Origin of the sequence: Sphingoaurantiacus capsulatus (assembly GCF_042648405.1) — a bacterium.
GTDB lineage: Bacteria > Pseudomonadota > Alphaproteobacteria > Sphingomonadales > Sphingomonadaceae > Sphingoaurantiacus > Sphingoaurantiacus capsulatus.
This window is the reverse complement of record NZ_JBHRXV010000011.1, coordinates 896,620-908,164: the sequence shown is the minus strand read 5'-3', so window position 1 is coordinate 908,164 and position 11,545 is coordinate 896,620. Positions and strand designations below refer to the sequence as shown.

Annotated in this window: 13 protein-coding genes and 1 other RNA gene; 7 read left to right on the top strand and 7 right to left on the bottom strand. The window is 67.6% G+C overall.

Going from position 1 to position 11,545, the window contains the following annotated elements:
* Positions 1-120: 120 nt before the first annotated feature.
* The 4 genes from ACFOMD_RS16710 to nudC all read right to left on the bottom strand — a co-directional run bounded on the left by ACFOMD_RS16710 (position 121) and on the right by nudC (position 3,968).
* A complete protein-coding gene (locus ACFOMD_RS16710; RefSeq protein WP_380863429.1) occupies positions 121-1,368 on the bottom strand; it encodes a serine hydrolase domain-containing protein in 1,248 nt (415 codons plus the stop codon).
* Positions 1,369-1,383: 15 nt separating this feature from the next.
* Entirely contained in the window at positions 1,384-1,752 is a 369-nt protein-coding gene (locus ACFOMD_RS16705) for a cupin domain-containing protein (RefSeq protein WP_380863427.1), read from the bottom strand.
* Positions 1,753-1,848: 96 nt separating this feature from the next.
* Positions 1,849-3,063 carry a threonine synthase gene (locus ACFOMD_RS16700; protein ID WP_380863425.1) on the bottom strand — a complete coding sequence of 405 codons (1,215 nt, stop codon included), beginning with the start codon at positions 3,061-3,063 and terminating at the stop codon, positions 1,849-1,851.
* A complete protein-coding gene (gene nudC / locus ACFOMD_RS16695; RefSeq protein ID WP_380863423.1) occupies positions 3,060-3,968 on the bottom strand; it encodes an NAD(+) diphosphatase in 909 nt (302 codons plus the stop codon). The genes ACFOMD_RS16700 and nudC overlap by 4 nt, the downstream gene beginning before the upstream one ends.
* A 214-nt stretch (positions 3,969-4,182) precedes the next feature.
* Between nudC and ffs the strand changes: the two genes are divergently transcribed.
* The 4 genes from ffs (at position 4,183) to ACFOMD_RS16675 (ending at position 7,192) form a co-directional block, all read left to right on the top strand.
* Positions 4,183-4,277: signal recognition particle sRNA small type (gene ffs / locus ACFOMD_RS16690), an RNA gene on the top strand.
* Positions 4,278-4,311: 34 nt separating this feature from the next.
* The gene (locus ACFOMD_RS16685) at positions 4,312-5,106 is read left to right on the top strand and encodes a DUF72 domain-containing protein (RefSeq protein WP_380863421.1); all 795 of its coding nucleotides are present in this window, start codon (positions 4,312-4,314) and stop codon (positions 5,104-5,106) included.
* Between the two features lie 59 nt (positions 5,107-5,165).
* Positions 5,166-6,866 (top strand): DNA polymerase III subunit gamma/tau, encoded by a 1,701-nt coding sequence (locus ACFOMD_RS16680; protein ID WP_380863419.1) that lies wholly within the window; start codon positions 5,166-5,168, stop codon positions 6,864-6,866.
* A 2-nt stretch (positions 6,867-6,868) separates the two neighbouring features.
* Positions 6,869-7,192 carry a YbaB/EbfC family nucleoid-associated protein gene (locus tag ACFOMD_RS16675; protein ID WP_380863417.1) on the top strand — a complete coding sequence of 108 codons (324 nt, stop codon included), beginning with the start codon at positions 6,869-6,871 and terminating at the stop codon, positions 7,190-7,192.
* A 148-nt stretch (positions 7,193-7,340) separates the two neighbouring features.
* On the opposite strand, the gene mtgA is transcribed toward ACFOMD_RS16675, so the two are convergent.
* From mtgA to ACFOMD_RS16660, 3 genes are all read right to left on the bottom strand, one after another.
* Positions 7,341-8,054, bottom strand: a complete 714-nt coding sequence (mtgA, locus tag ACFOMD_RS16670) for a monofunctional biosynthetic peptidoglycan transglycosylase (RefSeq protein WP_380863415.1) — start codon at positions 8,052-8,054, stop codon at positions 7,341-7,343.
* 168 nt (positions 8,055-8,222) lie between these two features.
* Positions 8,223-9,125 (bottom strand): RNA polymerase sigma factor RpoH, encoded by a 903-nt coding sequence (gene rpoH, locus ACFOMD_RS16665; RefSeq protein WP_380863413.1) that lies wholly within the window; start codon positions 9,123-9,125, stop codon positions 8,223-8,225.
* 85 nt (positions 9,126-9,210) lie between these two features.
* A complete protein-coding gene (locus ACFOMD_RS16660) occupies positions 9,211-10,167 on the bottom strand; it encodes an RluA family pseudouridine synthase (protein WP_380863411.1) in 957 nt (318 codons plus the stop codon).
* 102 nt (positions 10,168-10,269) lie between these two features.
* Between ACFOMD_RS16660 and ACFOMD_RS16655 the strand changes: the two genes are divergently transcribed.
* Genes ACFOMD_RS16655 through ACFOMD_RS16645 form a run of 3 tightly spaced genes read left to right on the top strand, consistent with a single transcriptional unit; the run spans position 10,270 to position 11,513 of the window.
* A complete protein-coding gene (locus ACFOMD_RS16655; RefSeq protein ID WP_380863409.1) occupies positions 10,270-10,599 on the top strand; it encodes a Mov34/MPN/PAD-1 family protein in 330 nt (109 codons plus the stop codon).
* A gap of 12 nt (positions 10,600-10,611) precedes the next feature.
* Positions 10,612-10,866 carry a cold-shock protein gene (locus ACFOMD_RS16650; protein ID WP_380863407.1) on the top strand — a complete coding sequence of 85 codons (255 nt, stop codon included), beginning with the start codon at positions 10,612-10,614 and terminating at the stop codon, positions 10,864-10,866.
* Positions 10,866-11,513, top strand: a complete 648-nt coding sequence (locus ACFOMD_RS16645; RefSeq protein ID WP_380863405.1) for a histidine phosphotransferase family protein — start codon at positions 10,866-10,868, stop codon at positions 11,511-11,513. Before ACFOMD_RS16650 ends, ACFOMD_RS16645 begins: the two co-directional genes overlap by 1 nt.
* The last annotated feature ends 32 nt before the right edge of the window (positions 11,514-11,545 follow it).

Below are 11,545 nucleotides of genomic sequence, written 5' to 3'. Positions count from 1 at the left end.
GAGTGCGCCAACTATCTCGCCAACTCAGGGTATGCTTCCGTGTAGCGTCATCCCGCTCTAAGCCAAAAGCCCGTCATCCTGACTTTCGTCAGGATGACGTATCTCGGGAGGGGACCGGCCCTACGCCCGATCGGCGATGATCGCGTCGCGGAGCTCCTTGCGGATCGGGTAGGCGTCCGACGGCATGAACTGCGTCATCAGGGTGACCATCGTCTTGCGCGCGGGGTCGATCCAGAAGCTGGTGCCGGCCGCACCGCCCCAGCCATAGGCGCCGACCGAATCATTGGCGTCCTTCGTCGTCGGCGTCACCACCCGGCCGCCGGCGCCATAGCCCGAATTGTCGTCCATCGCGGTGACGCCGGCGGGCAGCAGGTTCGAGCGGATCAGCTGCGCCGTCTCCGCCTTCATCACCCGCTTGCCATCGAGCGCGCCGTCGCCGAGCAGCATCAGCCCGAAGCGCGCATAGTCGCGCGACGAGGAAACGAGGCCGGCGCCGCCGTAAGCCACCGTCGCCGGCGGCGCATAGACGCTCTTCGCGGCGGTATCCGCGGGAAGCAGGCCCTTCGGCGTGACCAGATAGTTGGTCGACAGCCGCTTCAGGTCGAGCGCGTTGAACGCCGTCGAGGTCATGCCCAGCGGATCGAAGAAGCGCGTCTGCAGGAACGCCGCATAGGGCATCCCGCTCGCCTTCTCGATCACCGCGCCGAGCAGATCAAGGCTGACCGAGTAGTTGTGCTGCGTGCCCGGCTCGGCGATCAGCGGCACCGTCGCCAGCTTCTCGGCGAATTCGACGAGGCTGGCCGGCATCGGCCCGTCGCCCGGCGCCGGCGGCTGGCCGAGGAAGCCGAACAGGCCCTGCTCGCGATAGGCCTTGTTGACCGGGCCGTTGCCGGTGATGGTGTAGGTGAGGCCGCTTGTGTGCGTCATCAGGTGGCGCACCGTCATCGGGTTCTTCGCCGGGCGCGCGTCGAGGCTCTTCGCCGGGTCGGTCGCGACGGTGATCTTCGCATAGGCCGGGAAGAAGTCGCTGACCGGCTGGTCGAGCTTCAGCTTACCTTCCTCGATCAGCAGCGCGGCGGCGGCGCCGGTGATCGGCTTGGTCATTGAATAGATGCGCCACAGCGTGTCCTCGTTCGCCGCCACCGCCGAATCGAGCGCCAAGGTGCCGGCGTTCACATAGGCGAGGGGGCTGCCGCCGGTGGTCAGCGCCAGCGACAGGCCGGACACCTTCTTCTCGGCGACATAGCGGTCGAGCAGTGCCTGCACCTCCGGCCAGGCCTTGGTGTCGCGGGCGAAGGCAGGGGTGGCGGCCAGCGCCGCGAGGCCGGCGAGAAAGCCACGGCGTTCAAGCATCACTCCGGTCAGCATGGCAGTATTCCCCCTTCAGATCGTGGCGCCGATCGGCGCGGTGTAGGTGTCGTCGATGACATTTCCGGTGTTTCGCACCGCGGCGGGCTCGAAGATCAGTACCTCGGCTTCCGCATCGGCCGCCGTGCGATGCTCGACGCCGCGCGGCACCACCACGAATTCGCCCGGCCCCATGTCGACGACCCGGTCGCGAAACTCCACGCGGAAGCGGCCCTTCCACACCATGAACATCTCGTCCTCATGGTCGTGGTGGTGCCAGGGGAAGGTGCCTTCGACCTTCACCAGCTTCACTTCTTGCCCGTTCAATTGGGCCACTACCTTCGGCCGCCAATGCTCGCTGAACTTCGCGAACTTGTCGGGAAGGCTGACCTTCTCGGCGCTCATCTCACCCTCACCCGTCATACCGGCGAAAGCCGGTATCCAGACCGCCCGTCCGACTGGATACCGGCTTTCGCCGGTATGACGGACGGGGCGGGTTCATCAGGCCGCTGCCAACGCCGCATAGTCGATCGGCTGGGTGCGATCGAGGCGCCAGTCGGACGGCGGCAGCGGGTATTTGAGGCCCGTCGCGCAATTGTAGAGTACCACCCGGTCGCTCTTCGCCACGCGCCCATCGACCAACGCCTGCCGGTAGGCGACGTAGGTCGCCGCGCCCTCGGGACACATCAGGAAGCCTTCCTCGCGGCCGAGCTGCACCACCGCCGCCTCGATGTCGGCATCCTCGACGGCGTGGGCCCAGCCGTTCGATTCGCGCACCGCGCGCAGGATCAGGAAGTCGCCGATGGCGGCGGGCACGCGGATGCCGCTCGCGACGGTATGGGCGTTCTGCCACAGCTCGGCATGTTCGTCGCCGCGCTCCCAGGCGCGGACGATCGGCGCGCAGCCGGTCGACTGGACGGCGACCATCTTCGGTCGCTTCGATCCGATCCAGCCGAGCTGCTCCAGCTCGTCGAACGCCTTCCACATGCCGATGAGGCCGGTGCCGCCACCCGTCGGGTAGAAGATCACGTCGGGCACGTCCCAGCCGAGCTGCTCGGCGAGTTCGAGGCCCATCGTCTTCTTGCCCTCGATCCGGTACGGCTCCTTCAAGGTCGAGACGTCGAACCAGCCCATCGGGCCTTTGCCCTCGCCGACGATCTTGCCGCAGTCGTTGATGAGGCCGTTCACCCGCCACACCTTCGCGCCCTGCGCCGCCATCTCGCGGATGTTGACCTCGGGGGTGTCTTCCGGCGCGAAGCAATAGCTCTCCATGCCGGCGCGCGCCGCATAGGCGGCCATCGCCGCGCCGGCGTTGCCGTTGGTCGGGATGGCCACGCGCTTGATGCCGAAGCCGTGCGCCATGGTGACCGCGAGGCACAGGCCACGCGCCTTGAAAGATCCGGTCGGCAGCCGGCCCTCGTCCTTCACCAGCACTTCGCCGGGTTCGCGCAGCAGGCGGACGAGCGGCGTCGTCACCTCGCCGAGCGACAGGACATGCTTCTCCTCGCGCACCGGCAGCAGCTCGCGGTAGCGCCACAGGTCGGGACCGCGGCCTTCATAAGCCGGCGCCGGCATCGCCGCCTTCAGCGCATCGAGATCGTACCGGACGAGCAGCGGCTTGCCCGCCGCCGACAGGTTGTGGACCTGATCGATGTCGTAGCGCTCGCCGGTGGCGGAGCATTCAAGATGGGTCGCGTAGCTGCGCCACTCGGTCATAGGTCGATCCAGGCTTTCAACAGGGTGTGGGCGATAGCGAGGGGCGGCGGCGCGGCGAACGGCCCTTGGCCGGCGAGCGCCGAGCGGACGTCGTCGCGCGACATCCACACCACTTCCTCGAGTTCGGTCTCGTCGATGCGGATGTCGGTGCTCGTCGCCTCGGCGAAAGCCCCCATCATCAGGCTCGACGGGAAGGGCCAGGGCTGGCTGGCGACATAGCGGACACGGCCGGTTCGGACGCCGGCCTCCTCGTACAACTCGCGCGCCACCGCCTCTTCGAAGCTCTCGCCCGGCTCGACGAAGCCGGCGAGCGCCGACAGGAAGCCCTTGGGGAAGCGCGGCTGGCGGCCGAGCAGGCAGCGGTCGTTGGCGACGTCGATCGACAGCATGATCGCTACCGGGTCGGTGCGCGGGAAATGCTCGGCGCCGCACGCCGTGCAGTCGCGCTCATAGCCGCCCTTGTCGAGCTTCGTCTGCCCGCCGCACGCCGCGCAGAAGCCGTGGCGCAGGTGCCAGTCGACCAGCGACCGCGCCTGCGCGACCAGCCCCGCCTGATCGCCCGACAGCCGCGTCGCCAGCGCGCGTGCATCCATCGGCTCGCCGTCGAGCCCGGCGGCGGAGCCGGCAACCGCGAAACGCGGCGTGCCTTCGGCATCGACGCCGAGGAAGACGGTATCGCCGCGCGGCGCCTCGCTGCGGCGCACCCAGGCCAGCTCGACCGAATCGGCGGTGGCGCGGGCCAGCGGACGGAGATCGTCGAGCACCAGCCAGCGCGCCGTCGGGTCCATCGTCATCGCCCAGAGCGTTTCCGGGTCGCGGCGGATGCGGTCGTCGCGGTCGATGCGGTTGCCGGTGAAGCCGACGTGGACGGCGGACAGCGGCGCGGTGAAAGGATCGAAAGTCACGGCGCCGCTTTTGGCACGGTGCGGGGCTGGCGAAAACTCCTCAATGCAGCGGAATAGCTCCCCTCCCCGAGGGGGAGGGGGTTGTGGGTGGGTGTTCAAGCAAGGGAAATGTCGGCTAGGCCGCGCCGGCCTCCTGACCCACCCCTTACCCCTCCCCCTCGGGAAGGGGAGGTTGCACCGTCTTGCCTTTCCGCCGCGCCTCCACCATATGGCCCGCGGGAGCTGGCGGGCAGGCCACTCGCCAACCCGGTCAGGTCCGGAAGGAAGCAGCCGTAACGAATCCGGTCTGGGTCGTTGGCTCCCACCCATTGCAGCGGTTTGCGCGCTGCGCCACTCTTCGCGCATGAGCATCAAAGTCGGAATCGGCGGCTGGACCTTCGAGCCGTGGCGCGGCGTCTTCTATCCCGAGAAGCATCCGCAGGCGCGCGAGCTGGAATATGCCGGGAAGGCGCTGACCAGCATCGAGGTCAACGGCACCTTCTACAGCACGATGAAGCCGGCGACGTTCCAGAAGTGGGCGGCCGAGACACCCGACGATTTTGTGTTCAGCCTGAAAGCCTCGCGCTATGCGGTGAACCGCAAGCTGCTGGCGACGGCGGGCGAGTCGATCGAGCGTTTCATCGGCAGCGGCATCGGCGAGCTGAAATCGAAGCTCGGCCCGATCCTCTGGCAGTTTGCCGGCACCAAGAAATATGAGCCGGACGACTTCGCCGCCTTCCTCGACCTGCTGCCCGCCGAGGTCGATGGCCTGAAACTCCGCCATGTCGTCGAGCCGCGGCACGAGAGCTTCCGCGTGCCCGAGTTCATCGAGCTGGCGCGCCAGAAAAAGGTCGCGGTGGTGTTCGCCGATTCGGACGACTATCCGGCGATCCCCGACCTCACCGCCGACTTCGTCTATGCGCGGCTGCAGCGCAGCGTCGAGGACGTGACTACCGGCTACGACGCCAAGGCGCTCGACCGCTGGGCGAAGGTCGCGAAGGAATGGGCCGCCGGTGAGGCGCCGAAGGGCCTCGACTACGTCCATCCCGAGCAGCCGAAAGCCCGCGCGAGAGACGCTTTCATCTACCTCATCAGCGGGGCGAAGGTGCGCAATCCGGCGGCGGCCATGGCGCTCATCGAACGGGTCGGCGGGCGCTGACGCGCAACCCGCCGCCACCCGCTTGCGAACCCCTCCCAAACGGTCCACTTACCCAGAATATGAGTGACCTTCTGCCCTCGGATGGCGGCTACCGCGTTCTGGCCCGCAAGTACCGGCCGGCGAACTTCGATTCGCTGATCGGGCAGGAGGCGATGGTGCGCACGCTCGGCAATGCCATCGCGCGCGGCGCGCTGGCGCATGCCTGGCTGCTGACCGGCGTGCGCGGCGTCGGCAAGACCTCGACCGCCCGCATCATCGCCAAGGCGCTCAACTGCATCGGCCCCGACGGGCAGGGCGGGCCGACGATCAGCCCGTGTGGCGAATGCGATCCCTGCCAGGCGATTGCCGCCGGCCGCCACATCGATGTGGTCGAAATGGACGCTGCATCGAACACCGGCGTCGATGACGTGCGCGAGATCATCGAGGCGGTGCGCTACGCCGCCGTCTCGGCGCGCTTCAAGATCTACATCATCGACGAAGTCCACATGCTGTCGAAGAACGCGTTCAACGCGCTCCTGAAGACGCTCGAGGAGCCGCCGGCGCATGTGAAGTTCATCTTCGCCACCACCGAGGTGCAGAAGGTGCCGATCACCGTGCTGTCGCGGTGCCAGCGCTTCGACCTCCGCCGCATCCCACAGGAAAAGCTCGTCGAGCATTTCGGCCGGGTCGCTGCCGCCGAGAAGGCCGAGGTCGACGCTGAGGCGCTGGAGCTGGTGGCGCGCGCCGCCGAGGGCTCGGTGCGCGACGGCCTCTCCATCCTCGACCAGGCGATCTCGCACGGCCATGGCGCGGTCACCGCGCAGGCGGTGCGCGACATGCTCGGCCTGTCGGATCGCGGCCGGGTGCGCGAGCTGATGGGCCTGCTGCTCGCCGGCGACGCGCGCGGCACACTCGAAAATCTGCGCGCGCAATATGATCTCGGGGTGAACCCCGACATGGTGATGCAGGAGCTGCTGGAGCTCACCCACACCGTCACCCGCGCCAAGGTGGCGGGCGGCGGCGATGCGACGCTGGCTGAGGCTGACCGGGCTTCGGTGCGCGACTGGGCGGAGCGGCTGGCCTTCCCGGCGCTGCACCGCCTCTGGCAGCTCCTCCTGAAGGGCCTCGCCGAGGTACAGTCGGCGCCGCTGCCGATCCAGGCGGCCGAGATGGCGCTGCTGCGCGTCGTTCACGCCTCCTCGCTGCCCGATCCTTCTGATCTCGTCCGCCGGCTGACCCAGCAGGGCGGCGACGATGCGCCGCGCGAGGAAGCGCCGGCCCGCGAGCCCGAACCCGAACTCCGCATGGCGGCCGCACCCCCGCCGACGCCGGCCCCCGTGCCGCTGCGCCCCGAGGCGCCCGCGCCGGAGACGGTGGCAATGCCCGCCAGCTTCGCCGCGCTGGTCGAGCTGTTCGATGGGCAGCGCGAGCCGCTGCTGGCGCAGATCCTCCACGACCGCGCCCGGCTGGTCCGCTACGCGCCGCCGCTGCTCGAACTGAACCTCGCCGGCAGCCGTCCTGATGTGGCGCAGCAGCTGATGCGCTGCCTGCAGCTGTGGACCGGCGAGCGCTGGACGGTGACGCTCACCGACAAGGACGGCGAGCCGACGCTGCTGGAAATCGAACAGGCCGCGATGGCCGCCGAACGGCAGGCGGTGCTCGACGATCCGGCGGTGCGAAAGCTGATGTCGGTCTTCCCCGAGGCCGAACTGATCGACTATGGCGTCGACCCCGAGGCGGCAGCCGCCGCCGGAACCGACGAAGACATGCGGAGCGCGTAACCATGCAGAATATCGACGACATCATGCGCATGGCGCAGAACGTCCAGAAGCAGCTCTCCGACGCACAGGCCGAGCTCGACAACATCGAGGTCGAGGGCGCCGCCGGCGGCGGCATGGTCAAGATCCGCTGCACCGCCAAGGGCCGCATCATCGGCGTCAGCCTCGACCCGTCGCTGCTCAACGCCGGCGACAAGGAAATGCTCGAGGATTTGATCGCCGCCGCGTTCAACGACGCCCGCGCCAAGGCCGACACCGCGTCGAACGAGCAGATGCAGAAGATGACCGCCGGCATGCCGCTGCCGCCGGGCTTCAAGCTGCCGTTCTAAGGGGCTGTCGCCCCCGACCACCTACCCCCAACCCGGCACCGCCATCATCGCGGCAGAACAAAAATTACACCATCTCGCTAAGACGAGCGTGAGCGGGAGAGGGCGGTGCTGGATACCGGCTTTCGCCGGTATGACGACTGGTTGTGGATTAATCCTTCAGCATCAAACAGCTATCCAGCTTCTCGTCCTTCACCACCCGGATCCACCGCTCGATGTTCCGCGCGTAGCGGCGGACCTCGCCGCGCGGGTTCTTGCCCGATCGCTTCTGCGGAGAGGGGAGGACGGCGGCGATCTGGCCGGCTTCGCGGCGGCTCAGCGTCTCGGCGCCATGCCCGAAGTAGCGCCTGGCGCCTTCCTCGACGCCGTAGGTGTGGATGCCCGTTTCGGCGATGTTGAGGTAGACCTCCATGATCCGGCGCTTCCCCCAGATGCGCTCGATCAGAAAGGTGAAATAGGCCTCCAGCCCCTTGCGGACCCATGACCGCTCGCCCCACAGGAAGGCGTTCTTTGCGGTCTGCTGGCTAACCGTCGAGCCGCCGCGCAGCTTGCCGCCTTCCTTGTTGCGCTCGAACGCGTCGCGGATGGCGGCCATATCGAAGCCGTTGTGCGCACAGAAGTCGCGATCCTCGGCGGTGATCACCGCGCGCGGCATGTTGGGGTCGATGCGGTCGAGGTCGCGCCAGGTGTAGGCGACGCTGTGCCCCTGAAGGCCGGCGCGCAGCATCAGGGTCGTCGTCGGCGGGTTGATATATTTATAGACGAACACCCAGCCGACCGAGGCGAGGATCACCAGCAGCACGAGGATCAGCAGCCACTTCAGCACGCGGCGGAAACGGCTGCGCGGCGGGTTGGTGAACGACATGGGCTGGTGACGACCCCCGAACGGAACAGGCGGTCATTTTCGGGACTGACGCCAAGGCGTCAAGGCCAGACATCACCCAACAACCGTCATTCCGGCGAAGGCCGGAATCCATGCCGCCGTGGGGATGGATTCCGGCCTCCGCCGGAATGACGAAGCTTGGGGCGTCGCTTACGCGTGCTCGGGCAGCATGTGACGTTCGCCGGCGAGGCGGCGCATCGCGCGCTGCAGTTTCTCGAAGGCGCGTACCTCGATCTGGCGGACGCGCTCGCGCGAGATGCTGTATTCCTGGCTCAGCTCCTCGAGCGTCTTCGGCTCGTCAGCGAGGCGCCGTTCGGTCAGGATATGCTTCTCGCGCTCGTTGAGGTCGCCCATCGCCTCGACGAGCAGCTGGTGGCGCACGTCCTTTTCCTCGCGGTCGGCGACGATCTGGTCCTGCAGCGGGCCTTCGTCGGTCAGCCAGTCCTGCCACTCGCCTTCGCCGTCTTCCGACATGCGCAGGTTGAGGCTGGTGTCGCCGCCCTTCGACATGCGGCGGTTCATGCTGACGACTTCTTCCTCCGACACCTTCAGGTCGGTGGCGATCTTCGCCACCTGCTCGGGGCGCAGGTCGCCATCCTCCAGCGCGTCCATCTGCCCCTTCATGCGGCGCAGGTTGAAGAACAGCTTCTTCTGGGCGGCGGTGGTGCCGATCTTCACGAGGCTCCACGACCGCAGGATGAACTCCTGGATCGAGGCGCGGATCCACCACATCGCATAGGTGGCGAGGCGGAAGCCCTTGTCGGCGTCGAATTTCTTCACGCCCTGCATCAGGCCGATGTTGCCTTCGGAGATCAGCTCGGACACCGGAAGGCCATAGCCACGGTAGCCCATCGCGATCTTCGCCACGAGGCGGAGATGCGAGGTGACCATGCGGTGGGCGGCGTCGGTATCCTGATGCTCTTCCCAACGCTTGGCGAGCATATACTCCTCCTCCGGCTTCAGGAGGGGGTATTTACGGATCTCCGACAGGTAGCGATTGAGCGAAGCTTCGCCACCGAGCGCCGGAATCGTCGCGGGTACGTTTGAAGCCATATCGTCTCTCCCTGTCTCTGAAAGCTATGGTCCGCGCGGGTACGATCCCGCATCTTGGCCGCGAAAGCGGCGGGACGAACCGGATTTATACGGAAAGCAAGCTGATCAGTTCCTGAATATCCGGTGGAACGGGGCTGTCGAAAGTTAGATTTTCTTGGGTCACCGGATGTAAAAATCCTAAGGTACGGGCGTGCAGCGCCTGCCGGGCGAAGCCCAGCTGCTGCAAAATCTCGCGATGCGACGGCCGCGTGCGGCCATAAACCGGGTCGCCGAGCAGCGGATGGCCGATCGAGGTCATATGGACGCGCACCTGGTGCGTACGGCCGGTTTCCAGCCGGCATTCCACCTCGGCGGCGTCCTTCAACGGCTGCACCGTGCGAAAATGAGTCACCGCATGCTTGCCGCGCCCGTCGGCGACGATCGTCATCTTCTGCCGGTTGGCCGACGAGCGGGCGAGCGCCCCCTCGATGCGGCCGGCCAGCGGCATCGGCCGGCCCGCGACCACCGCGGTATAGGCGCGCTCGACGGTGTGCGCGGCGAACTGCTTCGCCAGCTGCTCATGTGCCCGATCGGTCTTGGCGACCACCAGCAGGCCCGAGGTGTCCTTGTCGATGCGATGCACGATCCCCGGCCGCGCCACGCCGCCGATGCCCGACAGGCGCCCGGCGCAATGATGCAGCAGCGCGTTGACCAGGGTGCCGTCGAGGTTGCCCGCCGCCGGATGCACGACCAGCCCGGCGGGCTTGTCGACCACCAGCAGATGATCGTCCTCGAACAGGATGGTCAGCGGAATGTCCTGCGCAATCGCCTCGGCCGGCGCCGGCGCGGGCACCGCGACCGACACTGCCTCGGTGCCGGAAACCTTGCGCGCCGGATCGCGCGCGATGACATCGCCGATGCGCACCTCGCCCGCCGAGATCAGCGCCTTCAGCCGCTCGCGCGACATCGTCGGGATGGCGACGGCCAATGCGCGGTCGAAACGCCAGCCGGCCATCTCGCCGGTCAGCGTCACCGAATGGACTATTGCGTCGGAAGCCCCCATTGCCCCACCGATATAGGCATGGGTTTTCGGATTTTCAGTACGGTTGCCGAACAAATTGCCGCACATGCCGCGGCCGATACGCCACGCGAGGCGTGCGGACTGTTGCTGGGTTGCGATAACCGCGTCGAGCGCGCGGTCCCCGCCGCCAATGTCGCCGCCGACCCGCTGACCGGCTTCGAGATCGACCCGGCGCTGCTGCTGCGCTGCCACCGCGAGGCGCGCCAAGACGGGCTCGCCATCCTCGGCTGGTATCATTCGCACCCCAATGGCCGGCCGTCGCCCTCCGCCGAGGACGCTGCTCGCGCCGGGGAGGCCGGCAAGCTCTGGCTGATCGTCGCCGGCGGTACGCTGCATGCCTATGTCTCGACAGCCGATACGCCACGCTTCACGCCTACGGACCTGAACATTCTTCCCCCCGGCGCGGCGGGGTGACATAACCACGTCATGGCGACCGGCGAGGTCAAATGGTTCAACCGCAAGAAGGGGTTCGGCTTCATCAAGCCGGACCTCGGGCCGCGTGACGTGTTCGTTCACATCTCGGCGGTGCAGCGGTCGGGGATGGGGCCGCTCGAGGACGGGCAGCGGCTCGAATTCGAGCTGACGCAGCTCGCCGACGGGCGCATCGCCGCGCTCGGCCTGCGCCCGCTCGATCCGCCGCTCGCCGATCGCGACGAAGCCCCCAGCGAGGACGAGGATTGATGAGCGACCTGGATTTCGCCAGCCTGCTCTGCTCGCGGCTGTGCCATGACCTCGTGAGCCCGGTCGGCTCGATCTACAACGGCGTCGAGCTGCTCGCCGACGAAGACGACCCGGTGATGCGCGAAAAGTGCATGGAGCTGCTCGCCGACAGCGCCAAGCAGACCGCCAACAAGCTCAAATTCTTCCGCATCGCCTTCGGCGCGGCCGGCGGCTTCGGCGCGCAGATCGACACGCGCGAGGCGAAATCGGCGCTCGAAGGCCTTGTCGGCGACCGCCGCGTCACCGTCGACTGGCCGCTCGAACAGGCGTCGCTTCCCAAGAACGCCATGAAAATCCTGCTCAACCTGGCGATGACCGCCGGCGACGCGCTGCTGCGCGGCGGGCGGTTGCATGTCGCCGCCGATCAGCGCGACGGCACGATCGAGCTGGCGGTGCGCGCCGAGGGCGACCGCATCCTGCTCGATCCCGAGCTGAAGGCCGCGCTCGAAGGCCGTACCGCTTTCACCGACCTCACCCCGCGCGCCTCGGCCGCCTTTCTCGTCCACACCCTGGCGAAGGAGGCCGGCGCGATGCTGCTGGTATCCGAGCAGGAAGGCGCGCTGGTTTTCGGGGTTACGTTGCCCGACGCTTTAGCCCCCGAACTTTAGCAGCGCCTTAACCATTCCGCCCCCAAGGTCCC